The organism is Mucilaginibacter celer (assembly GCF_003576455.2).
Taxonomy (GTDB): domain Bacteria; phylum Bacteroidota; class Bacteroidia; order Sphingobacteriales; family Sphingobacteriaceae; genus Mucilaginibacter; species Mucilaginibacter celer.
Genome location: NZ_CP032869.1, coordinates 4,443,906 through 4,467,136, shown reverse-complemented (window position 1 = coordinate 4,467,136; position 23,231 = coordinate 4,443,906). Strand labels below are relative to the sequence as shown.

The following is a 23,231-nucleotide window of genomic DNA, read 5'->3' as shown; positions in this document are numbered from 1 at the left end:
TCAAAGGCACCCCCTTCAGGGGGCGGGGGGGGCTGCGAATGTGCCTGCGGCCACCGTTTCGTTGGTCGATTCATCAACCAATATCAGTGAGCCTGTGATGCGATTTTTACTGTATTCATCAAAAACTACAGGCTGTGTTGTCCTTAGGCGGATCTTCACCATCTCGTTCATTTTGATATCGGTGTTTTCCTCATTTTTTTCGAGGGTATTGATATCAAGTTTATAATAGACTTCTTTAATGATAGCCATTACCTCGCGGGTAGTGGTTTTAAGATAGTATTTTGCTCCGGGGCGTGGTGCGCGGGTGGCCATCCAGCAAATCATTGCATCCAGGTCCTGGCTTACTTCCGGTTCGCTTTCATTTTTTACAATCATATCGCCGCGACTTACGTCAATATCATCCTCGAGTGTAATAGAAACCGACATAGGGGCAAAAGCTTCCTCCACCGGCCCCGAATAGGTATCGATGGATTTAATAGCCGAGGTTAAACCCGATGGCAATACGGTAATTTTATCGCCCGGCCTGAAGATCCCACCTGCAATACGACCGGCATAACCGCGGTAATCATGATATTCATCAGCATGCGGGCGGATCACGGTTTGTACCGGGAAACGGGCATCCGCGTGGTTCTCATCGCTGGCGATGTGGATGGTTTCGAGGGTATGCAAAAGGCTTGTACCGGTATACCAGGGCATATATTCCGATTCGTTTACCACGTTATCACCCGCAAGCGCGCTGATAGGTATAAAGCGGATATCTTTAACATCAAGCTTGCTGGCAAAATCGGTGTATTGTTCAACTACTTTGTTAAAGGCTTCTTCGCTGTAATCAACCAGGTCCATTTTATTTACGCAAACCACAATGTGCGGTATGCGCAGCAATGATGCTATGAACGAGTGGCGGCAGGTTTGTTCAACCACGCCTTTGCGGGCATCAATCAATACCAAAGCAACATTGGCAGTTGATGCGCCGGTAACCATGTTGCGGGTGTATTGAATATGGCCCGGGGTATCGGCAATAATAAATTTGCGTTTCGGGGTGGCAAAGTAGCGGTAGGCCACATCGATGGTGATGCCCTGCTCGCGCTCTGAACGCAGGCCGTCGGTTAGTAACGAAAGATCAACGTGTTGCAGGCCTTTGCGTTCGCTCGATTTTTTTACAGCCTCTATCTGGTCTTCAAAAATGGATTTTGAATCGTACAGCAGGCGCCCTATCAGGGTGCTTTTCCCGTCGTCGACACTGCCGGCTGTAGTAAAACGTAATAATTCCATGTGGTGATATGTTGTGCTTTGAATGAAGATCATCCAAAGACTTACTGATCAAATTTTAAAAATAACCTTGTTTCTTCCTGTCTTCCATCGATGTATCCGAGCGTTTATCATCGCTGCGGTTACCACGCTCGGTACTGCGGGTGGCCGATACTTCGGCAACGATTTTTTCCAGCGTATCCGCGTCCGATTCGATGCCGCCGGTAATGGTTATATCGCCCAAAGTACGGAAACGCATCAGTTTGTTTTCGATGCTTTCGCCTTCGCGCAGCTGCAAAAACTCGGATGCAGGCAGCCAGGTATTGTCGCGGTATACGGCATCACGCTGGTGTGCGAAGTATAATGATGGGATGGCAATGTTTTCCTGCAGGATATAATTCCAGATATCCATCTCAGTCCAGTTACTGATCGGGAATACACGGAAGTGTTCGCCCATGCGCTTGCGGCCGTTAAAAATGTTCCACAGCTCGGGGCGTTGGTTTTTAGGATCCCACTGGCCAAACTCATCGCGATGGCTGAAAAAGCGCTCTTTAGCACGGGCTTTCTCCTCATCACGACGGGCACCGCCAATGGCAGCATCAATTTTATGGCTTTCGATGGTATCCAGCAGGGTTACTATCTGTAACTCGTTACGGCTGGCGTTAATGCCGCTTTCTTCAACTGCACGGCCTTTATCTATCGACTCCTGAACAGAACCTACAATTAATTGTACGCCGAGGTTTTCAACCAGTTTATCCCTGAAATCCATCGTTTCGGGAAAGTTATGGCCGGTATCGATGTGGATAAGCGGCATGGGTATTTTGGCAGGCCAAAAAGCCTTTTTGGCCAGGTGAGTAACCACTATCGAGTCTTTACCGCCCGAAAATAATATGGCAGGACGATCAAACTGTGCAACCACTTCCCTGATAACGTAAATGGCTTCCGACTCCAGTTCCTGCAGATGAGTAAGATAATATTTATGCATTGTTAGCTATGAGTACCCTGCTAATTCCACCTAAATAGTAGATTTTAGCGATTGAACTGCAATTATACACAATTATGGTTAATTATAGTGCTATGTAATTGGAATTTAACAAGAGATGGGTTTTGAACTAACGGTTTATACGCGGCTCCTATGGAGCCCAATTCAGGGAGATGATTAATGCTATAAACACGATACCCCTACGGGGTATTTTTATAATTCCGTGGGAGTTTCGTGCTGCTTTCCAACACTCGGTAGGAGTACCGTGTTTATAGCCAAAAATAAAATGGGTTTTGGCTCCGTAGGTGCCTCGTATTTAAAAGCGGTTTAATACTCCGGTTTAACAATGTAGTTGTTGTAGAATTACCCGTACCAAATCAAACAATACACCCCCATTTTACGTAAACCATTAAGCTGAAAAAATATTTACTTAAGCTGAAAGTATTTAATAATTTTAGGCAATAACACTAATAAGGTCCGTTTACACATCATCATACAAAACCTATATTCTATTTTATGAAAGGAATTATTTTAGCGGGAGGATCGGGAACACGTTTATACCCTATAACCCGGGCCATCAGTAAACAGCTAATGCCTATTTATGATAAGCCGATGATCTATTATCCGCTATCGGTTTTAATGCAGGCCGATATTAAAGAGATCCTGATTATCACCACAGCCGAAGATAATCCTGGTTTTAAACGCCTTTTAGGCGATGGTACTGAGCTGGGCTGTAAATTTGAATACGCCATACAGGAAAAACCCAACGGGCTTGCCCAGGCCTTTGTAATAGGCGAGGAGTTTATTGGCGATGATAAAGTAGCCCTGATATTGGGCGATAACATATTTTACGGTACCGGCTTTGCCGAACTGATTCGCGGCTTTAACGATGTAGATGGAGCGGCTATTTTCGCCTACCACGTAGCCGATCCTGAACGTTATGGTGTAGTTGAGTTTGATGCCGAGTTCAGAGCATTATCTATCGAAGAAAAACCGCTGCAGCCAAAATCAAAATACGCTGTACCGGGACTGTATTTTTATGACAACTCAGTTATCCAGATTGCTAAAGATTTGAAACCATCCCCCCGTGGTGAATATGAAATTACGGATGTAAACAAGTTTTACCTAGAGCAGGGCAACCTGCACGTTGGCGTAATGGATAAAGGTACCGCCTGGCTGGATACCGGTACTTTTGATTCATTAAGCGATGCCACCGAGTATGTACGGGTAATTGAAAAACGCCAGTCGACCAAAATTGGTTGTATTGAAGAAGTAGCCTACCGTCGTGGTTTTATTGATGATGCCCAGTTGGGGGTATTGGTAGAGAAATATATCAAAAGCGGTTACGGCAAATATTTGCAAAGCTTACTGCCGCAATAAGAAGTTTATGCCGGTGTTTCGATAGTTTTGATCATCTGGTCGATAACATCCGGGGCACCGGCATCAAACCAAATAAAATCCTGATCGCGCCTGAACCAGGTAAGCTGCCGCTTGGCAAAGCGGCGGGTATTTTGTTTAATCATGGCGATTGCTTCTTCAAGCGTACTCTTTCCATCAAAATAATCAAACACCTCCGAATAGCCTACTGTATTTAAGGCGTTAAGGTGCCGATAGGGCAGAAGCGACTTCACCTCTTCTATTAATCCCTGCTTTACCATGATATCTACGCGCAAATTAATCCGCTCGTATAGTTTTTCGCGGGGCATATCCAACGCCAACTTGATGATATCGAAAGGCCTTTGATTAATGGTGGCATTACGGAAAGACGAAAAGGGTTTGCCCGATGTTTCAAAAACCTCTAACGCGCGGATCAGCCGCTGCGGATTGTTCAGGTCTACTTCTGCATAATAATCCGGATCAATCTCTTTGAGGCGTTGTTGTAAAGCGGATATTCCTTTTTCCTGTAATTCGAGGTTTAGCTTATCGCGTGTTTCGGCATCGGCTACGGGTAACTCATCAAAACCTTCGCAAATGGCTTTAATGTACAGGCCCGATCCGCCCGCAAGGATCACTTTATCATAGGTTTTAAAAAGCTCATCCAAAAGCACCAAACCCTCCCGTTCAAAATCGCCTACCGAAAAGCTTTCGGTTACCGAATGTGAATTAATAAAATAATGTTTGGCGGCGGCAAGTTCATCAGCATCGGGCTTGGCTGTGCCGATACTCATCTCCCTGAAAAACTGCCTCGAATCGGCAGATACCACAACGGTATTGAAGTGTTGGGCCAGCTTGATAGCGGCAGCAGTTTTGCCTACGGCAGTAGGGCCGGCAACTACAATGAGGGTGGGTTGATGAGAATGCTGCATATACCTATAAAAGCGTCATTGCGAGGTACGAAGCAATCGCGAACAATACAGAGCGGCTCTGCTGATCGGGGATTGCTTCGTACCTCGCAATGACGAAGTTAAAAATGGGTGTCATGCTGAGCCTGTCGAAGTGTGGTGGGCAGGGCCTCTGCGCGCGACTCTTCGACAGGCTCAGAGTGACAGGCCCACCCGCCTCATGTCATATACTCCTTCAGAGGCGTGGGCTTTTATTTGCTAAGGGTGGCATGCCATCCCGCCTAATGTCATATACTCATTCAGGGGCATCGGCTTTTACTTACTCGCAATGACGAAGTGTTATTATTTATTGTCGATACTAATAGTCATCGCTGCTGCCGCCACGATGCGATCTTTCATCCTCATCGTAGTTTTCATCGTCGCTGAATTCATTGCTGAACTCATCGTCTTCTTCCTCTTCATCATCGTGGCCGCTACTTGGTTTTTCTCCCGGCAGTTCGTCGGTATCGGTAACTTCCGAAAAATCTTCGGCATCTTCAGGGTTGAATGCCATCTCGTTCAAAAAGTCGAAATCTTCGGTAGTTGGCGGCAACACGGTTGGGTTAAATACATTACCAAATTGTTTTGGTGCCTCGCCAACCGATTTTACAACCAAAGGATAGGTAGTACCTGCTTTTTCATCTAATATGATCTTCAATAATTCAACATGAAAATCAAACGGGCGATCAAAATTGAAAGTGTAATAGAATTTCTGGTGAGGATCGTCAATATAGCTTGATAGCTTTACTTTGCCCATTAAGGCCACCCCACGGTCAATGCGCCTTTGGTTGGGCATAAAAGTTATTTCTTCACCTTTTGTCCATTGATCATTGCTGATATAGAATGATGAAGAATATTCCGGGCTGTAGCCGGTTGACTGATGAATTGCGCGGTGAAGATCTTCGAAAGTTTGGTTCGATTTAACGTCAATCTCTCTCGTAACGTCATCATAGTCTTCAAAAGTAACCCTGAACCTGTATAGTGCCATTGTTTATTGTAGAAATTTTGGACAAAAATAGTGTTTTAATTTAATTTGTGTCAGCCACAACTTTTAAGCCAATTTCTAAACCTTTGGCAATTGTAAAGCTTAACGCGGCTTCGCGGGTGTTAGGTATATCGCCCTCCAGTATGGCTTCGCGGATGTGGTTTTTAATAATGCCAACCTCGCGGCCTTCCTTTAAGCCAAATATGGTCATGATATCGTTACCTGTAACGGGCGGCTGCCAGTTGCGGATGCTGTCGCGCTCTTCAACATCTTTTAATTTTTGTTGAACAAGTTCAAAATTGTTACGATACTTTTTGATCTTATACTCGTTTTTGGTGGTGATGTCTGCTTTACACAACAGCATCAGCCCCTCAATATCATCGCCTGCCTCAAAAAGTAAACGTCTCACGGCCGAATCGGTAACGATAGATTGCGCCAGTACAATAGGCCTCAAATGCAGTTGCACCAGCTTTTGCACCTGCTTCATTTTTTCGTTAAGCGGCAGTTTTAGCTGCGCGAAAATTTTGGGCACCATACGGGCTCCTTTATCCTCATGGCCATGAAATGTAAAGCCGTGGCCGGGCTCAAAACGTTTGGTGGCAGGCTTGGCGATGTCATGTAAAATGGCTGCCCAGCGCAACCATAAATCGGGCGTAGTTTCGCAAATGTTATCCAACACCTGCAGGGTATGGTAAAAGTTATCTTTATGGCCTTTGCCATCAATATAATCAACCCCGTAAAGGGCAACCATTTGCGGGAAGATTTTATGGAGAAGCCCGGTATCAAACAAATAATTAAAACCGATGGACGGCACAGGCGACAGGATGATTTTATTCAACTCGTCGGTAATACGTTCCTGCGAGATAATGCTGATCCTGTCGGCCGTAGTTTTGATAGCCTCTACGGCTATATCATCAATTTTAAAATTGAGCTGGGTAGCAAACCTGATGGCCCGCATCATGCGCAACGGATCATCCGAAAACGTTTCGTTAGGGTTGAGCGGTGTGCGGATCAGTTTGTTCTCCAGATCCTGGATGCCGTTAAACGGATCGAGCAGTTGGCCATAGGTATCGGGGTGCAAAGAGATGGCCAGGGCGTTGATGGTGAAATCGCGGCGTTTTTGATCGTCTTCAAGGGTTCCGTTCTCCACAATGGGTTTGCGCGAGTCGCGGCGGTACGATTCTTTGCGGGCGCCGACAAACTCAATTTCCAGGTCCTGGTATTTGAGCGATGCCGTGCCGAAGTTTTTATACACCGCAAGTTTAACCTTTAGCGTTTTGGCTACCGTTTCGGCAAAATCGATGCCGTTGCCGATGACTACGATATCAATATCCTTTGAGGGGCGGTTTAAAAAAATATCGCGCACAAAACCACCAATGGCATAAGCCTGTACATTTTGCTGGCCCGCCAACCGGGAAATAACAGAAAATACGGGATGCTTAAGATGCTGCTGCATGGTTTGATGCTTTAAAACGCTAATAAGGGTACAAAGGTAAGATTAATTGGGGATAGTGCATGCTGTAGTTGTAAACTACGCAGGGAATCGCTTTTAAAGCAAGTTGGATTACACGAGGCTCCTATGGAGCCATTCATAGTTCCTGAAATATTGCTATAAACACGAAACTCCTAACGGAGTTATAAAAACACCCCAGCGGGGTATCGTGTTTATAGCAAATAAATAGATATTTCCCGGCTCCGTAAGAGCCACGTACTCTAAAAGCGATTTTCCTGGTAAACTACAGGCAAAGTGTGTCCGAAGTTGAAAATGAAAAGCGAGGGGACTTTTTTTAATCTATTTGGGCGTTTTGTTGATTTGCTAATCTTTTAATTTCTGAAAGATGCTTGCACTCGGTTATATAATAATAGACAATCCAAATTATAAACAAAAGGCAGGTAGTAATTGAAAAGTATAAACTAATAGTATCGATAAAGTCTTCAATTGTAGTGGGCCAAATGAATCTGGCTTCTAAATGATATGATTTAATAGATGAAATAATGGATATAATTATAATGGTTATCAAAAACATCGGCATGCATAAGATAGCTGCTCGTATGATATATAGATTAAATTTGTTTTTACGTTCAATATTCGAAGCCTCATTCATAATGGAAAAAGGCATAATGTTTAAGGTGTTTGGATTGAATGCAGGAAATATTGCTTCGTCTTCCTCTGGATTGATCTTGAAAATTTTATAGGTAAGCTGTTGGATAGTAACAATTAAATCTCTACGTCTTCTGGCAACCATCAACCATTCAAATATAAGGTAGCTCAATAAGGTTGGAGTTATGAGATGAATCAGATTGAAGTCGAAATCAATATCAAGAAACTTTATTGTAGTAAAGTTTCTCGGAAATAAACAAAGCACTGATAGCAGTAAAATAAATTGAGATAACCAATTACTTCGTTTATTTAATTCTTTTAAATTATCATTACATTTTTCATAATAAGCTTTCAATACTTCTGCATCATCAGTTTCTGCCAGGTATTTAAACAATTTAATTAAACTGATCATTATGCTTAGGTTAATACAACAAATATATGCTCTAAGCGAATAGCTTTCGAATTTGTAATTGTTTTCCTTGCGCTCGTTGCAAACAAACGCAAGATCAAAAATGTATTTTAAGCAAATTTGAAATCGAACATCCGATGTCCGCAATCAAAATTACCGCCTCAAAAACTCAAACCTGCCATCCGGAGCCAGCTTCATAATGGTAGATGGCGTTTTAATCTCCTTGCTATGCTGTTCCAGATCAACCACATAATCAACCCCATCAATAATTTCCAGATCAACCTGCGAAAAATATTGTGGAGAGGCTTTGCCACTGATATTGGCAGAAGTAGAAACCAAAGGTTTACGTAATCGCTGAATCAACTGCTGGCAAAAAGGCATATCTTTCACTACCCTGATGCCCACACTACCATCGGCAGCGATAACAGCAGGCGAAATATTTTTAGCGCCCGGCATCACCAATGTTAAAGGGTTTTCGGCGTATTCAATCAGGTCGTAAGCCAGCGGGTTAACTTCAGCAATATAGCTTTCCAGCTTGTTTTCGGTATCCAGCAAAATGATCATGCTTTTGGCTTCGTCGCGTTGTTTCAGGCGATATATTTTCTGGATGGCTTCGGTATTGGTGGCATCGCAACCAATACCCCAGATGGTATCGGTAGGGTAAAGGATAATGCCGCCTTCCTGTACAACTTTCAGCGCCTTGGCTACTTCGTCTTTAAGCATGGTTCAAAATATTTTGGTAAAGTTGCAGTAATTGCAAACTTAGTTTATCATCAGTAAAATTGGCTGCATAAGCGCGGCCATTGGTTATCATGGTTTGCCTCAATTCGTCATCGGCAAGTACCCGGTTTATTTTTGCAGCCAGGTCTTTATCATCATCAGGGTTAACATACATGCTGTCTGGCCCGCCGGCTTCTTCAAGGCATGAACCTGTGGCTGCGATTACCGGTACACCCGAATTTAGCGATTCCAACACCGGGATGCCAAAACCTTCATACCTCGAAGGATAAACAAATACAGTTGCCAACTGATAAACGGCCGGTAACTCGGCAAAGGTAACATCTTTTAAAAATATTACCCTGTTGGTGAGGTTATTGGCGGCGAGGTAAGCTTTTACTTCCTCAGTATATTTGGTTTGTTTGCCAACCACTACAACAGGGATGCTATTGTTAACGCTATTTAAAGCTTTAGCCAGTAACAGCAGGTTTTTACGCTCTTCAATAGTGCCAACGCTTAGTATAAAAGTATCTGGTAGGTTGTATTTTTGTTTTACTGCCGATTTTTGCTCTGTAGTTTGCTCAACAGCGAAAGCCAGATCACAGCCCTGGTAAATCACTTCGATCTTTTCAGGGTTGATGCCCAGCAACTCCACCAGGTCGTCTTTGGTTTTTTGACTGATGGCGATGATCTTATCGGCCACCTTACAGGCATGTTTTACCTTAGCCAGGTAAATGCGATAATTAACCGGACCGAACTGTTTCGGATACCGCATAAATATCAGATCATGTACGGTTACTACCGATCTGATGCCTGTTTTTTCAATGCCCGATGGTAACTCATGGCTCAGTCCATGGTAAAGTTCAATATCATCGCGCAGCAAATCTTTAACAATCCCCTTGCTCCGCCAAAACGATGTAAACCATTTGCTTTTGGGCATTACAGTATGGATATTGGGATAATCGCCAATAAAATTAAGCCGGGAATTGGCTTTGGCTTTTGGTGTGTAAAGATAAAGCGCATTTGCCGGATCGATCGATGCAATACTTTTAATAAGCCAGCGGCTGTAATTGCCCAAGCCGGTATTATTGTAAAAAGCGCGCTTGGCATCGTATCCTATCTTCATGTTTAAGTCTTAAGTCGGAAGTTTTAAGTTCTAAGTCGCTCGCTAAAATTTAAAGTCACAAGCAATAGTTCGGAAATTTACCTAACCATCACTTATGACTTTAAACTTACGACTTCAGACTTAATTAAACGGCTACGTTGTTATCACGCAGGGCATCGTTTAATGATGTTTTTTTATCGGTCGATTCTTTACGGGTGCCGATAATCAGGGCGCAAGGCACCTGGTACTCGCCGGCCGCGAATTTTTTGGTGTACGAGCCCGGGATCACTACCGAACGGGCAGGGACACGGCCTTTATATTCAACCGGGGTGCTGTGCGTTACATCAATAATTTTGGTTGATGCGGTTAATACCACATTAGCGCCTAATACGGCTTCGTGTTCAACATGTACGCCTTCAACCACAATAGCGCGTGAGCCTAAAAAGCAGTTATCTTCAATAATTACCGGTGCAGCCTGCAATGGCTCCAAAACGCCGCCGATGCCAACACCTCCGCTCAGGTGTACGTGTTTGCCAATTTGCGCGCATGAACCTACGGTAGCCCAGGTATCAACCATGGTGCCTTCATCAACATAAGCGCCAATGTTTACGTACGATGGCATCATGATAACGCCTTTGGCCAGGTGCGCGCCGTAACGGGCAATGCCATGAGGTACAACACGTACGCCGGTTTGTTTGTAATCGGTTTTAAGCTTCATTTTATCATGAAACACAAACGGACCGGTTTTAATTTCTTCCATCTGCCTGGTAGGGAAATACAAAACAACCGCTTTCTTAATCCACTCGTTTACGTGCCAGCGTGAACCCAGCGGTTCGGCCACACGAATCTCGCCTTTATCTAATCGCTCAATAACGGTTTCGATAGCGTTGGTGTATTCATTAAAATTAAGCAGGTTCCTGTCTTCCCAGGCCTCTTCAATCAGTTTTTTAAGATCTTGCATTGGTAAAATTAAACTTTTGGCAAATTAAAGGATTTTTAGGGAATTATGGTTGATTTTAAAGAGAATGGAGTTTACGGTAATACCATACCTCATTATAAGTTAAGCGGCAGCAATTATCAGCTGAAAAAAATGGGTAAAGCGTTGAACTTTAGTTAAAAAGTTAAACAATACATAATAGCAGTCCGTATAAGTTAATTGAAGCGAAATTTTAATTAATTTTACTTATTAATTTATACTGTTAACCCCTAATTTATTCCCCTTTAAAACTATGACCCCCCTGATGGTTTTTGCTGTTACCCTGTTGGGTATAGCGCTCTTGCTTATTTTAGGAATTATATTTTTCACCATTGTAAAATACATTCAACGAAAATATTATCCCACCTGGAAATTTCCCGATTATGTTAGCGTTGGTTATATGGAATACCTGTACCATAAGTTTATAAAAAGGGATTTGCCTAAGTAACCACCTTTTTGTCGTTTTTGGGCGATGATATGTTCAAACAATGTAAAACCGTTATTAATTGATAAGGGTTATTACCTTTGTATTGGAAATATTTAATTGCACTATCGGTATGCCCGAAAAAGAAAAACTCAGAATAGATAAATACCTGTGGGCTATCCGCCTGTTTAAAACCCGTACGCTTGCGGCTGATGCCTGTAAGGCAGGCCGTGTAAAGCTGGACGGCAAAAACATCAAACCATCGTACGAGGTTAAGTTAGGCGATGTTTACAACGTTGCCAAAGGTATCGAGCGCAAAGTGGTAAAAGTAACCGGCCTGCTCGAAAACAGGGTTGATGCCAAAACTGCTGTTGGTTTTTATGAAGATATAACCCCGGTTGAACAAACCCAGGCTTTCAAATCCATGTTTCACGCGCCTATACTTAAACGGGATAGGGGCACGGGTAGGCCAACAAAAGCCGACAGGCGTGAGATTGATGATTTGAAGGATAATTTTTTTGAAACAGAGGAAGAAGATGTCTGAATCAGAATTTACAGAATTTTAGAATTAGCAGAATGAAAAGTTATTCTATGCTCTTATTCTGAAAATCTTAAAATTCTGTAAATTCTGATTCAGACAGTTCAATAATGCTCCTTGTGCTCGGTACTCTCCCAAAGTTTAAAAGCCTGTATCGCCTCATCACGCAGTAGCTGTTGAAAGGGGAGCTTGCGGTTTTCCATTGCGCTTTCCAGTTCATCGTAAATAAAATGATCGTCAAAACCTATGGCGGCGGCATCGGTCTTGGTGTTAGCGTAGTAAATTTTATCAATGCGTGCCCAGTAAATAGCGCCAAGGCACATGGGGCAGGGCTCGCAGCTGGTATAAATTTCGCAACCGGTCAGGCTGTAGGTACCCAACTCCTGGCAGGCCAGGCGAATCACCGAAACTTCGGCATGTGCTGTAGGGTCGTTTGTGGGCACTACACGGTTGGCGCTTCGGGCTATAATCATCCCATCCTTTACAATTACGGCACCAAACGGCCCTCCCATTCCACGCTTTACATTATCCTCGGCAAGCTCAATAGCTATGCGCATAAATTTTTCGTGTGCCGTGTTTTCCATACATTTTTTAATTTGAAAATAAGGCAATTTGAAAATGTGATAATTTGAAAATTTGAACATGAGATGATTGCCTTACTTAAAACTTAAAGCTGGCAAAATCATTTTCAAATTTTCAAATCGCCCAATTTTCAAATCATCATCCTCTCTAAAAATAAAAAACCCCAACCGAAGTTGAGGTTTTCATTTTAAAATTTGACAATTTGATAATCTGCAGATGACAGGCCATTTTCTAATCGCCTTATCTTCAAATTTTCAAATCGATATTATTTTTTGTCTTTAGCGTAAGCTTCGTTAAGGCGTTTTACCACATCAAGGGTAACATCTAAACTTGGATCACCAAACAATACGGTTGGGTTTGCTTTTGAGTAGGTTAAAACCATTTTGTAACCTTTTTCTTTAGCGTAAATTTTCGCAAAGTCGGCAATTTTATCGTACAATTTGGCATTTTCTGAAGCTTGTTCGTTTTGGAACTCGGCACCTGCATTTTGCGAATAACCATCTAACTCCTGTTTTTTACGGGTTAAACGCTGCTCTGTAGCCTGGCGCTGATCGGCCGGCATGGTAGCAGCATTTTTTTGGTAATCAGCAACCTCACGCTGCCAGGCCTGGGCGCGGTTTTGGATATCGGTTTGCGAGGCTTTACCTTTATCTTCCAGGCGTTTTGAAAGATCTTTAAAGTATTCGTATTTGTTTAGTAAAGTATCCGAGTTTACGTAAACTATCGTTTCTTTATCAGGTGTTGCTGTAGTGGTTGCAGCAGCCGGTTTATCGGCAGTTTTATTTTGAGAACAGGCGGCAATGCTACCTGCAATTGCTAATCCTAAAGTAAGTTTGGTTAAAACTGAAGCACTGGTTTTCATTATACTCAATCTGAAAAATATTATAAAATTTTGACAAAGATAATCTTTCATTACAAGTATCCTAATGATTTCGGATTTCGGATGTTCGATTTCGGATTTTGTTTTTTGGGATTACACCGATTGATTTTTGATTACACCGATTTTGTTTTTTGGGATTACACCGATTAATTTTTGATTACACCGATTTTGACCGTTGATGGTTTTTGATTGCGTTGATTTCGATGATTTTGTCTGAACCGGAATTTATCGAATGGAAGAATTTATAGAATTTGCTTAGCGCTTTAAAATTCTGGTTATTCCTTAATTCGATGATTCCGGTTCAGACAACTAAGGGAATAGCCCGCAAATCAAATCCTAAAAATCCTGAAAATCTCCCCAAATCCCGGTTCAGAATATCCTGCAAATTCTAAAATTCTGCAAATTCTGATTCAGATAACCCTCGTTCAGACAACTCTCCACAACCGTACTTTTATCCACAATTAATCGTTAATACGGGGTAATTTTCGTAACTTTGAAGATTGTTTCATTAAATAAATATGAGCGAAGAAATTCAGGACAAATCCAATTATTCAGCAGATAATATACAGGTTTTAGAAGGTTTGGAAGCGGTGCGCAAGCGCCCTTCGATGTATATAGGCGATACGGGCGTTAAAGGCTTGCACCACCTTGTATATGAGGTGGTTGATAACTCAATAGATGAGGCCCTTGCCGGTTACTGCGATGATATAAAAGTTACTATACATGTTGGCAACTCCATTACCGTATCAGATAACGGCCGTGGTATCCCAACTGGCATCAATACCAAAGAAGGTAAATCGGCACTCGAAATTGTAATGACCGTTTTGCACGCCGGTGGTAAGTTTGATAAGGACACTTACAAGGTATCGGGCGGTTTGCACGGTGTGGGTGTAAGTTGCGTTAACGCGCTATCAACCCATGTGCGCACGTTAGTTCACCGTGAAGGCAAGATCTTTACCCAGGAGTATGAGCGTGGTAAACCGATGTTTGATGTGAAAGCGATAGGCGAATCGGATAAAACCGGTACCATCCAAACCTTTCAGCCAGACCCGGAGATTTTTACCACCACTACCGAATATAAATACGATACCCTTGCCGCCCGTTTACGCGAGCTTTCGTTTTTGAACAAAGGCATCCGCCTGAGCTTAACCGATGAGCGCGAAACTTTAGAAGACGGCACTTTCCGCAGTGAGGAGTTTTACTCACAAGGCGGGCTGCGCGAATTTGTGAAGTTTTTAGATGGTACCCGTACCTCTATCATTCCCGAGCCGATTTATGTCGACGGCAATAAAGGCGGGATCCCGGTTGAACTTGCCCTTCAATACAACGATACCTACAGCGAAAACGTTTTTTCGTATGTAAATAATATCAATACTATCGAAGGCGGTACCCACGTTGCGGGTTTTCGCCGCGGTTTAACCCGTACTTTAAAAGCTTATGCCGATAAAGAAGGTTTGCTGAAAAACGTGAAGGTTGAAATTAGCGGCGATGACTTCCGCGAAGGTTTAACAGCCGTTATTTCTGTAAAAGTACAGGAGCCGCAGTTTGAAGGTCAAACAAAAAGTAAATTAGGGAATAACGAGGTAATGGGCGCGGTTGACGTAGCCGTTGGCGAAATTTTAGGTAACTTTTTGGAAGAAAACCCTAAAGAGGCCCGCCTTATTGTAAATAAAGTGATCCTTGCCGCTACTGCCCGTGCCGCCGCCCGTAAAGCGCGCGAAATGGTGCAGCGCAAAAGCGTGATGACCGGTTCGGGCTTACCGGGCAAGTTATCAGATTGTGCCAACAGCGATCCAACCCTTTGCGAGTTATTCCTTGTGGAAGGTGACTCGGCGGGTGGTACCGCCAAACAGGGCCGTAACCGCGAGTACCAGGCTATTTTACCACTGCGTGGTAAAATCCTGAACGTGGAGAAAGCCATGGAGCACAAAATTTACGAAAACGAAGAGATCAAAAATATGTTCACCGGCCTGGGCGTGAGCCGAGGTACGCCTGAGGATGATAAAGCGCTCAACTTAACCAAGCTCCGCTACCATAAAATTATCATCATGACGGATGCCGACGTGGACGGTTCACACATTACCACGCTTATCTTAACCTTCTTCTTCCGTTACATGAAGGAGCTGGTTGAGGCTGGTTATGTGTACATCGCCTCGCCGCCGCTTTACCAGGTAAAAAAAGGTAAGGAGCACGAATACTGCTGGAACGATGTACAGCGCGATGCCGCTATACAGCGCCTTAAAGGTGCCGGTAAAGAAGATAGCGTACACGTACAACGTTACAAAGGTTTGGGTGAGATGAATGACATCCAGCTTTGGGAAACCACCATGAACCCCGAAACCCGTACCTTAAAACGTGCCACCATCGAAAACGCCGCCGAGTGCGATCACACCTTCAGCATGCTGATGGGTGATGAAGTAGCCCCTCGCCGCGAATTTATTGAGCGTAACGCTAAATATGCCAAGATAGATTCGTAAGCCCCCGGCCCCCTAAAGGGAGAGGGATGGTTGATATTTTTTAAGCCTGTTTCTTTTTGAGGAACAGGCTTTTTTGTTGGAGGTTGATTGTAAGAAGATATTGTCCTTTTTAAGTAGTGGATGACATATGTTATACAGCCGGGGGCATCATGTTTCGACAATATCAGCACAAAATGTTTCCATCTCAAAAATCTCCCAGAGGGAGAATAGCTTTGTAGTAAAGTATTCAGCCTGGTTAGCCGTGCCAGAGGTACGGAACATCGGAGGTTGTGTACCTCTGGCACACCCAAAATTTGACCTATTTCATTTCTACAAAGCTTTTGCACCTCTGGTGCAGCCTTTCTGTTGACTAATATACTTTAAATCTTAACCAGCTTCCCATTATAAATCACCTTCCCATTCAACTCAATCACATAAACATACACGCCGGATACAAGCCTTACCGGGATGCTATTCTGCAACTCATTAAAGTTTTGGGTGATATTTAACCTGCCATCAACGCTATATAGCTTGATCTGATAATTGTTAAGATCGCCGCTCAGGATGTTGAGTTTATCGGCAACCGGATTGGGGTAAATTACAAATTGTTGAGGTTGCAGGTAAGTGGCATCGGCCGGGTTGGAGTAGATGATGGTGCCGTTAACTGTTGTCAATTTGGCGCGATAGGTTTGCTTGCCTTGTTTAAGGTTACTATCGGTATATTGATAATTTGTAGCAGAACTTACCGGTACGGTGGCTAAGGTTGTGAAAGTACCGGGGGCGGTCAATTTTTCCCAGCTTATTGTTTTAAGGTTAAATGAACTGCCTAAATCCAGGTTGAGCACCGCGGTATTGTTAACAATGCTGGCCAGTAATGTTTTTACATAGCAGCCAACGCCTTGCGTAGTAACATTAATGGTATAGCTTTTTATCCCTTCAAAGCCATCCCCGGCGGCGCTCACCGCGTAGTATACCGAGGTTTGGTTTGATGCCGGAATAATCATCAGGGTATCGGCAGTGGTTGCAAGCTTTTGCAGCAGGTTATTTTTAATGATATAAACCGTATAACCCTTGTTGCCCGGTTGCGGATGCCATTGCAACAAAGTGCCATCGGTGCAATTATAGCCAACATTTAAAACCAACGGGCGCGAAGTGCTGAACGGCTTGCTGTAATAAGTTTGCTGACCGATCTGCATTTTAAGTATTGCTTTGGTAAAAATATCCGGGCTATGCCATGTGTAATATCTGTTTTTTAATTGGGCGTTTGTAAGCTGTTGCCAGGTTGTGCCATTATCGTAACTCACACTTATTTTACCCTGCGTATCTGTAAATGAACTTTGCCAGCGCAGGTAATTATCATCATCGGCAAAAAGCTGGTCATTTGCTGAAGGGTAGATCCACTCGAAATGGTTGGTGATAATGCTGCGATAAGCTATATCGAATTGCTGTTTTGCCGTTGTTACCCTGCTGCCTTTAACATGTATGGTGTAAGCGCCTGCCGATGGTGTGCTTAATGTTACCTGCTCTACATTATTAATGGTATCAATTTTTCGTGAAGCAGGGGCTTTTAACGAATCTGCCGAAGGGAAGCTACTTAGCACCCAGGGTAAAATGGTTTGGCCGCCCGGGGTAGTAACCGAAAGGTCAAGGTTGTTCACCAATGCCTTACTGGTGTTTACATCGGCCGGGGCATCATTCCAGGCCAGGGTTACTTTTAGTTCTTTACAGCTATCGGGTACGGTTATTTGATAGCTGGTTGCGCCTGCGTTAGTTACTACGCCGCTGATGAATTGTTTGTTGTTAATAGTCCGTACGGCTTCGAGGGCATTCAGGCTGCCGTAGCCGGTTTTATAAGCTGGGCCGGGTGTATCGCCAATTTCGTCGGCCGTATTAATGAGGATACCTTTTATTAAGGCTGATGAAGGTTGATGACCTGTTTGTTTTTTATAGGCTTGTTGCAGCAAAGCAACAGCGCCCGAAGTTAAGGCGGCTGCTCCCGATGTGCCGTCTTCGCCATCGGCAACAATTTCGGGTTTAATACGTCCGTCAAACGTTGGTCCGGCCGAACTTAGGTCTTCCACAATGCCGGTACGCCCGGTGCCGCCAACCACCAAAACATTTTTGGCCTGCTTAAAATCGCCCGAGAGATTGGCGAATCCGTTAATGCCGCTGTAAATGCCGGTTTCCGGGGCCGTAGTACCAATGTTGCCTGATGAAAATACGTGTACAAGCGAATCGTTTTGATAAATCTGTTTATCGTAAGCAACAGATTCGGTACCGTAATAATTTTCAATGCCTGTACCGTACGAGTGGTTTTGTATGGAGATATTGAATTTTTTAAAAATAGCATCGCTATCAGGCATCAGGTTTTCGAAAGTTGATGAGGTGAATTTTACGTCGGGTGCCGTCCCCTTGCCTTTAATATACGAGTTGCCGTTTCCGCCTATCAGCGTTGCCATAGTAGTAGCATGGCCCGAGGTAAAAGCCGCTGTGCCGAATGAAGCAAACGAACGGCCCAGCAGGTCGAGGTCATCATCATACCTGTCTTCTTTAATAGCTACGTTGATGCCTTTCCCGGTTATTTCGGGTTGGGTAGCCTGGATGGCCGATATGGTGTTGATGCCGAGATCGATATCGTTTACAGCAAGTTCTTCATGAGCTTTACGTACTTCGTTGGCAAATAATACAAAGTTGTTTTGCAGCAATGCGGGCAGGTTTTCATTTTTTATGTTGATGCGGATAAGGTTGCCGTTGCGGCTTATTATCTGGCCAATAGCATTTAGCCGGGAGATAGCGCTATCGGATGGTGCTGTAGTAACTTCGATAGTTTGCATTTTTCCCGGATGTTTTTGCCAGGTTTTTACAAGGTTGTCGGCTGCTTTCCATAAGGGAGTGGCAGCCGAAATTTCTTTAACATTAAGATCGGTAGTTATTTGTGGGGAGTGAGATATGATGAAATAGTTATAGCTGATCCGTTTCAGGATATGGTATTGATGTTGAACCCGGAGCGGATCATTAAATTTAACAAGGTAGGTTTGATTGGCGGCTGCTAATTCCGCAGACGCGGTAATTGGTGCTTTGTATATCGACACAACAGCTTTATCACTCATAGGCCTTTGCGACCACGACAGCTTAAAGCATAGCAAAAGTAATATCGAAACAAGTACGGTTTTGGTCATAGGCGGTTGATGTGGTAAAACCACAAAAGGGAAGCTGCAGCCTTCCCTTTTGTGAATGTTTTTTAGCTAATTATAAGCTAAACAGAGATTAGTACAGATAGTTTAACGCAATCTGATCGTTAGCATTAAATGTACGGTCGCCGCCATTTGAGCAAGCTAACATCCATGATCCGGCATCGGCCTTGGTTGGCGTTCCGGGAATGTTGATAGCACCGATACCTGCCGAACCTTCGTTATCACGTGCGCCGCCGCAGCTAAACGCGCGGTTCATGTAATCGGTATGGCGGAAACCGATGCAATGCCCCATTTCGTGCTGAATTACCGAAGTAACATAACCAAGATTAGGGTTGCTGCCATAAGCTTGCGGGTTGGTGTTCATCTGGATCTGGCTGTAAGGGTTGCCGGATGATGTAGGGAAACCCGATGAACCTAAAGTGATAAAACCACCGCTTGGGCCCTGGTTAAAACCGATAATCTGGATGGCACCGCCGCTGCTTACCATCTGAAATTTGAGGGTAAGGTTTAAGGCGTTGTAACGTGCTACGGCGGCAGTTGCCGCGTTAAGGTAAACAGTAGGAAGGTTTGATACCGATACAGTAATGGTGCGCGGTAAGTTTTTAACCAGATTGGTAGTGCGGTATTGTTCAACATCGGCAATGCGCAGGGTAGGGCTTGTGCTTGCCTCCGCCAGGTTAGCCGGAGTTAGCAAAATATCACCTTCAACAAGGTAATTATCGCCCTGGCGGTGTACATCATCAGTGCTGAAACCAAGGCTGGCGATGTTTTTCTTTACATCATCAGATACTTCGGTTTTGCTGGCCGTGCTGGTTTGAGGTTTGTTTTCTTTAGTACATGAGAACAGTACGGAGATTGCGATAAGCACACTTAGCCCAATCCCAATTAATAGGTTTTTTTTCATTGTTTTAGTTACGTTTAGATGTATAAAATTCTCAGCAACTGGCCAGTGCTATTAACTGTTACGTAATATATAAATAAAATGTTATTAATTATTTAACTGATATTGAATAAAATATTCTTGATTTTGATACTTTATTTAATCAATAAGAAAAATATACTTTTTAGTTGTTTTAAAATCGATTTAGTATTTTATGGCAGGATGTTAACCTGAAAGGAAATTTTTTTCGGAAGAAAAGTGTGTTTGTGTTTAAACGATTTTAAAATCCCATTTGAGAGTAGCCGTCTACTTATGCAAAAAAGCGTTGGGCTTGTGCAATTCCCCTCTTGAGAGCAGAGCTGTTGCATTCTGATTTATATTTCGCAAGTTTGAGCGTCCACGCTCGAACTATCCTGGAAGTAAGCGTCCACGCTTGCTATAAACCGGGAGCGTGGACGCTCCAACCTCGAATAATTCAAGCGTAGACGCTTGAAATTGCGAAATTTCTTTCTTAAGTTAACAGCTATGGGCAGGAACTGAGCAACAGCGAATAGAATGAAATATTGTTTATATGATCAATCACTTCACCACATGCATAGCCCTGCGCTTATTTATCGCTATGGCTTTCAGCTTCAACAATCCCTTACCATAATCAATCACCGCTTTATATTTCATTAAAATGTCGCCGCCCAAAACACCCAAAACCTGTGGGTGCCCCATCTGGCTGTAGGCTACGTTGATGGTTGACAGATCAAGCACGGCCACTTCAAATTCGGCAATGCGCAGTTCGCCTATTTGCAGATCGCTTATGGTGGCTGTAAACGATGCCATGGTATTGGTACCTAAACCGGTGGAGAGCTTATCGCTGGCTAAAATGTTCATGGCCTCATTGGCTTCCGAAAGCACGGTTTGATCGAAGGCTGTTTTCGATGCCCCGGTATCCAGTACCATAATAAATGGCTTGCCGAATAACATAACTTCAACTAAGGGATGAAAGCCATCGCCATGCAGGTCGATGATGCGGAGTGGAACGGATATGGTCATTTATAGATATGCGGATTACAGATGTGCAAATGTGCTGATTAATCGAACGGTTTCAAATAGAAAAGCCCCGATTACCAACCGGGGCCTCCAATACTTATTAAGTTATATTAAAACGGATAACCGATAGCAAGGTTAAACACACTCTTGTTAAAATTAAAATCCCAACGCGGCTCGTTTGCGCGAACGTAAGGTGTACGCAGCGGGATACCCAGATCGGTACGGAGAACCAATACTGTTAAATCAAACCTTAAACCGAAGCCGGCATCAACGGCCAGGTCGTTCAGGAAGCTTTTGTTGAACACCGCGCCCGGTTGTGAGCCGTTGGAGTGAAGCAGCCAGATATTACCTGCATCTACAAACAAAGCTCCACGCACTATGCTAAACAGTTTTGGCCTGTATTCGATGTTGGCCTCCACTTTGATATCGCCCGATTCATCAGCCAAAAAGCCACCTGTACCTGCACCACTTGCCGGATCAAACGAACCCGGACCAATAGCCCTTGCCCTGAAACCACGTAAACTATTCGGTCCGCCTATAAAAAACTGCTGACTGTAAGGCAACTGGGTTGAGTTACCATAAGGCAAACCAACACCTACAATAAGCCTGCTGGCAATAGTGCTGTTCGCGCCGGTTTTATGAAAATACCTGATCTCGTTTTCCAGTTTTACAAACTGGTTAAATATAGCGCCGAACAATTTTTTAGGCTTGCCGCCCGCGCTATCGGCACCTGTAACCAAACCATATATATTGTTGGATAGGCTGATCTTTCCGTTGTAATACAGCGTATTGGTGCGGTAATCCTCGTTGGTATTGGTGTAGGTAAAGCTGTAACTTGGGCCGAGGATAAACTGCTTATCGATAACGTGTTTCAAGGCAGGGTTAACCGGCACATCTTTCCTGTTGATGCTGTCCGTATATTTTTGCGATACGCTCAGCGGGTTTACAAACTGGAAATTGATTAGGTTAAGTTCGTGCGAACGATGCTCGGTTTCGCGCCATTGGTAACCGAAGGATAAATTAAACGAATTTAAATTATATAGCTTTTGGCGGTTTACTATAGAGTAACCCAAACTCAAATTACTGTGCGGGATATAAGCATCCGCGGCTTTAGGGTAAATAGGCCCGATAAAGCGCGGCCATGACAAGGTAGTCTGGATACCGGCCTGGTATACGTTGTAGCCCGCGTTTTGCCCGCCTACCTGCACATCAGTACTTCCGAATAAGGTGATTTTTAACGATTCGGCACCCTTAAAGGCGTTGCGGTTAAGCCAGTTTAGGTTAACCTGTGTACCGGTATAGTTGGCCGACGTGGTACGCCCCAAAATATCCAGCGATAACGATTTCTTTTTATACTGGGTAAGAAAGTAGTAAACATCCAGTTTTGATGAATCAGCAGATACATCTTCAAACCTGTTTTTTACAAATTTATAAGGACCAAGGTTAATGAAACGGTTTAATGAATTATTGTGCGCTGTACGATTGTAAACCTCGCCCGGACGCATCAAAACAGTATTGGCAAACACATAAGTATGCACAGTTTTGCGACGCTCAACAATATTATACCATTTGTATTTAATTGCCTTATCCTTCATTAATGAGGTGTCTCTTAACGAATAACTCGGATATACATACAGGTTATTAATGGTGTAAATATTTTTTGCCCTACCCGGTGTTTCGTTTTTAACGGCTACAAAAATATCCACCTGGTGATCTGCTATCGTACTATCCACATGCATAATAATATCCTCGGGCGAGAAATAGTAAAAACCTTCTTCCTTCAACTTAGCGTCAATACGTAAGCGCTCGGTTTTAATCACATCCAGGTTATATTTATCACCAACTTTCAACAAAGTTTTGGCCGATGTACCTTTAACTGCGGTATCAATGCTGCTGTTTCCCTGCGGAAAAACCACCTTCCTGATCTTATATCCCGGACCGGTTACCGCGGTATAAACCGCCTTGGCAACTTTCGATGTAGGTTTTTTGCTCAACGTATCGCCGCTTACCTGTGCCTGGAAAAAGCTTTCGTTCTGTAACCGGTTTTGTAATATCTTGCTGTTTTGATCAAGGTTAACCGAACTGATCAGCACAGGGGGTTCGCCTTTTTTATGAAGCCAGTGGGCAAGGCCTTTGGTTTTTTTTGTTTGAGTTTTAAAGTAGAGCCAAAGTTTAAAACGCATCCCTAAAATGGAACTGTTAGGCACCGGGCGTAATAAAGCGTCAAGTTCTTCGCTCATGGCTTTTTTCTCGCTTTTTTTCAAAACAGAATCCTGTATCACTACTTCGCCGCCGGTGTACAACTTTTGCCCGGGTGCCAGGAATTTGGTTGTACTGCAGGAGCTTAGTAAAACGGATGAGAGCAAAATATATTTTAAATTTTTGGTCATAT

The 23,231-nt window shown here is 43.6% G+C and carries 19 protein-coding genes; 4 read left to right on the top strand and 15 right to left on the bottom strand.

Annotated elements, in window-relative coordinates:
• Positions 1-15: 15 nt before the first annotated feature.
• Both cysN and cysD read right to left on the bottom strand, forming a co-directional pair.
• Entirely contained in the window at positions 16-1,272 is a 1,257-nt protein-coding gene (cysN, locus tag HYN43_RS18095; protein WP_205589786.1) for a sulfate adenylyltransferase subunit CysN, read from the bottom strand.
• A 55-nt stretch (positions 1,273-1,327) separates the two neighbouring features.
• On the bottom strand, positions 1,328-2,233 hold the full coding sequence (cysD, locus tag HYN43_RS18090; RefSeq protein WP_119410685.1) for a sulfate adenylyltransferase subunit CysD: 906 nt from the start codon (positions 2,231-2,233) through the stop codon (positions 1,328-1,330).
• Positions 2,234-2,746: 513 nt separating this feature from the next.
• Between cysD and rfbA the strand changes: the two genes are divergently transcribed.
• Positions 2,747-3,610 carry a glucose-1-phosphate thymidylyltransferase RfbA gene (rfbA, locus tag HYN43_RS18085; RefSeq protein WP_119410684.1) on the top strand — a complete coding sequence of 288 codons (864 nt, stop codon included), beginning with the start codon at positions 2,747-2,749 and terminating at the stop codon, positions 3,608-3,610.
• A gap of 5 nt (positions 3,611-3,615) precedes the next feature.
• Here rfbA and miaA read toward each other — a convergent pair whose 3' ends face one another.
• From miaA to HYN43_RS18050, 7 genes are all read right to left on the bottom strand, one after another.
• Positions 3,616-4,536, bottom strand: a complete 921-nt coding sequence (miaA, locus tag HYN43_RS18080) for a tRNA (adenosine(37)-N6)-dimethylallyltransferase MiaA (protein ID WP_119410683.1) — start codon at positions 4,534-4,536, stop codon at positions 3,616-3,618.
• A gap of 334 nt (positions 4,537-4,870) precedes the next feature.
• Positions 4,871-5,539 carry an IS1096 element passenger TnpR family protein gene (locus tag HYN43_RS18075; protein ID WP_119410682.1) on the bottom strand — a complete coding sequence of 223 codons (669 nt, stop codon included), beginning with the start codon at positions 5,537-5,539 and terminating at the stop codon, positions 4,871-4,873.
• A gap of 40 nt (positions 5,540-5,579) precedes the next feature.
• Complete coding sequence (locus HYN43_RS18070; RefSeq protein ID WP_119410681.1) at positions 5,580-6,992, bottom strand: CCA tRNA nucleotidyltransferase; 1,413 nt, start codon at positions 6,990-6,992, stop codon at positions 5,580-5,582.
• A gap of 331 nt (positions 6,993-7,323) precedes the next feature.
• Positions 7,324-8,049, bottom strand: a complete 726-nt coding sequence (locus tag HYN43_RS18065; protein WP_119410680.1) for a hypothetical protein — start codon at positions 8,047-8,049, stop codon at positions 7,324-7,326.
• Positions 8,050-8,199: 150 nt separating this feature from the next.
• Complete coding sequence (locus tag HYN43_RS18060) at positions 8,200-8,769, bottom strand: L-threonylcarbamoyladenylate synthase (protein ID WP_119410679.1); 570 nt, start codon at positions 8,767-8,769, stop codon at positions 8,200-8,202.
• Positions 8,762-9,889, bottom strand: coding sequence for a glycosyltransferase family 4 protein (locus HYN43_RS18055; RefSeq protein ID WP_119410678.1), 1,128 nt, complete (start codon positions 9,887-9,889; stop codon positions 8,762-8,764). The genes HYN43_RS18060 and HYN43_RS18055 overlap by 8 nt, the downstream gene beginning before the upstream one ends.
• A 124-nt stretch (positions 9,890-10,013) precedes the next feature.
• A complete protein-coding gene (locus HYN43_RS18050) occupies positions 10,014-10,829 on the bottom strand; it encodes a 2,3,4,5-tetrahydropyridine-2,6-dicarboxylate N-succinyltransferase (protein WP_119410677.1) in 816 nt (271 codons plus the stop codon).
• A 280-nt stretch (positions 10,830-11,109) separates the two neighbouring features.
• Between HYN43_RS18050 and HYN43_RS18045 the strand changes: the two genes are divergently transcribed.
• On the top strand, positions 11,110-11,292 hold the full coding sequence (locus tag HYN43_RS18045; RefSeq protein ID WP_162996540.1) for a hypothetical protein: 183 nt from the start codon (positions 11,110-11,112) through the stop codon (positions 11,290-11,292).
• Between the two features lie 109 nt (positions 11,293-11,401).
• The gene (locus tag HYN43_RS18040) at positions 11,402-11,812 is read left to right on the top strand and encodes an RNA-binding S4 domain-containing protein (RefSeq protein ID WP_119410675.1); all 411 of its coding nucleotides are present in this window, start codon (positions 11,402-11,404) and stop codon (positions 11,810-11,812) included.
• A gap of 98 nt (positions 11,813-11,910) precedes the next feature.
• Here the strand turns inward: HYN43_RS18040 and HYN43_RS18035 are convergent, their stop codons facing one another.
• Positions 11,911-12,390 carry a nucleoside deaminase gene (locus tag HYN43_RS18035; protein ID WP_119411275.1) on the bottom strand — a complete coding sequence of 160 codons (480 nt, stop codon included), beginning with the start codon at positions 12,388-12,390 and terminating at the stop codon, positions 11,911-11,913.
• A 263-nt stretch (positions 12,391-12,653) separates the two neighbouring features.
• The gene (locus tag HYN43_RS18030) at positions 12,654-13,250 is read right to left on the bottom strand and encodes an OmpH/Skp family outer membrane protein (RefSeq protein ID WP_119410674.1); all 597 of its coding nucleotides are present in this window, start codon (positions 13,248-13,250) and stop codon (positions 12,654-12,656) included.
• Between the two features lie 536 nt (positions 13,251-13,786).
• On the opposite strand from HYN43_RS18030, the gene gyrB reads away from it, so the two are divergent.
• Positions 13,787-15,745 (top strand): DNA topoisomerase (ATP-hydrolyzing) subunit B, encoded by a 1,959-nt coding sequence (gyrB, locus tag HYN43_RS18025; RefSeq protein ID WP_119410673.1) that lies wholly within the window; start codon positions 13,787-13,789, stop codon positions 15,743-15,745.
• A gap of 359 nt (positions 15,746-16,104) precedes the next feature.
• Here gyrB and HYN43_RS18020 read toward each other — a convergent pair whose 3' ends face one another.
• The 4 genes from HYN43_RS18020 to tamL form a co-directional block, all read right to left on the bottom strand.
• Complete coding sequence (locus HYN43_RS18020; RefSeq protein WP_119410672.1) at positions 16,105-18,903, bottom strand: S8 family peptidase; 2,799 nt, start codon at positions 18,901-18,903, stop codon at positions 16,105-16,107.
• A gap of 88 nt (positions 18,904-18,991) precedes the next feature.
• Entirely contained in the window at positions 18,992-19,822 is an 831-nt protein-coding gene (locus HYN43_RS18015; RefSeq protein ID WP_119410671.1) for a M57 family metalloprotease, read from the bottom strand.
• Positions 19,823-20,377: 555 nt separating this feature from the next.
• Positions 20,378-20,842, bottom strand: a complete 465-nt coding sequence (locus HYN43_RS18010; protein WP_119410670.1) for a retropepsin-like aspartic protease — start codon at positions 20,840-20,842, stop codon at positions 20,378-20,380.
• A gap of 107 nt (positions 20,843-20,949) precedes the next feature.
• Positions 20,950-23,229: a translocation and assembly module lipoprotein TamL gene (gene tamL / locus HYN43_RS18005; protein WP_119410669.1), complete on the bottom strand. Its 2,280-nt coding sequence runs from the start codon at positions 23,227-23,229 to the stop codon at positions 20,950-20,952.
• Between the last annotated feature and the right edge of the window lie 2 nt (positions 23,230-23,231).

Coding starts and splice junctions, on each gene's coding strand:
- HYN43_RS18075 (WP_119410682.1), bottom strand. CDS start 5,539: ATGGCACTATACAGGTTCAGGGTTACTTTTGAAGACTATGATGACGTT.
- gyrB (WP_119410673.1), top strand. CDS start 13,787: ATGAGCGAAGAAATTCAGGACAAATCCAATTATTCAGCAGATAATATA.
- HYN43_RS18010 (WP_119410670.1), bottom strand. CDS start 20,842: ATGACCATATCCGTTCCACTCCGCATCATCGACCTGCATGGCGATGGC.
- rfbA (WP_119410684.1), top strand. CDS start 2,747: ATGAAAGGAATTATTTTAGCGGGAGGATCGGGAACACGTTTATACCCT.
- cysD (WP_119410685.1), bottom strand. CDS start 2,233: ATGCATAAATATTATCTTACTCATCTGCAGGAACTGGAGTCGGAAGCC.
- HYN43_RS18070 (WP_119410681.1), bottom strand. CDS start 6,992: ATGCAGCAGCATCTTAAGCATCCCGTATTTTCTGTTATTTCCCGGTTG.
- HYN43_RS18065 (WP_119410680.1), bottom strand. CDS start 8,049: ATGATCAGTTTAATTAAATTGTTTAAATACCTGGCAGAAACTGATGAT.
- tamL (WP_119410669.1), bottom strand. CDS start 23,229: ATGACCAAAAATTTAAAATATATTTTGCTCTCATCCGTTTTACTAAGC.
- cysN (WP_205589786.1), bottom strand. CDS start 1,272: ATGGAATTATTACGTTTTACTACAGCCGGCAGTGTCGACGACGGGAAA.
- HYN43_RS18040 (WP_119410675.1), top strand. CDS start 11,402: ATGCCCGAAAAAGAAAAACTCAGAATAGATAAATACCTGTGGGCTATC.
- HYN43_RS18045 (WP_162996540.1), top strand. CDS start 11,110: ATGGTTTTTGCTGTTACCCTGTTGGGTATAGCGCTCTTGCTTATTTTA.
- HYN43_RS18015 (WP_119410671.1), bottom strand. CDS start 19,822: ATGAAAAAAAACCTATTAATTGGGATTGGGCTAAGTGTGCTTATCGCA.
- HYN43_RS18055 (WP_119410678.1), bottom strand. CDS start 9,889: ATGAAGATAGGATACGATGCCAAGCGCGCTTTTTACAATAATACCGGC.
- HYN43_RS18050 (WP_119410677.1), bottom strand. CDS start 10,829: ATGCAAGATCTTAAAAAACTGATTGAAGAGGCCTGGGAAGACAGGAAC.
- HYN43_RS18035 (WP_119411275.1), bottom strand. CDS start 12,390: ATGGAAAACACGGCACACGAAAAATTTATGCGCATAGCTATTGAGCTT.
- miaA (WP_119410683.1), bottom strand. CDS start 4,536: ATGCAGCATTCTCATCAACCCACCCTCATTGTAGTTGCCGGCCCTACT.
- HYN43_RS18060 (WP_119410679.1), bottom strand. CDS start 8,769: ATGCTTAAAGACGAAGTAGCCAAGGCGCTGAAAGTTGTACAGGAAGGC.
- HYN43_RS18020 (WP_119410672.1), bottom strand. CDS start 18,903: ATGACCAAAACCGTACTTGTTTCGATATTACTTTTGCTATGCTTTAAG.
- HYN43_RS18030 (WP_119410674.1), bottom strand. CDS start 13,250: ATGAAAACCAGTGCTTCAGTTTTAACCAAACTTACTTTAGGATTAGCA.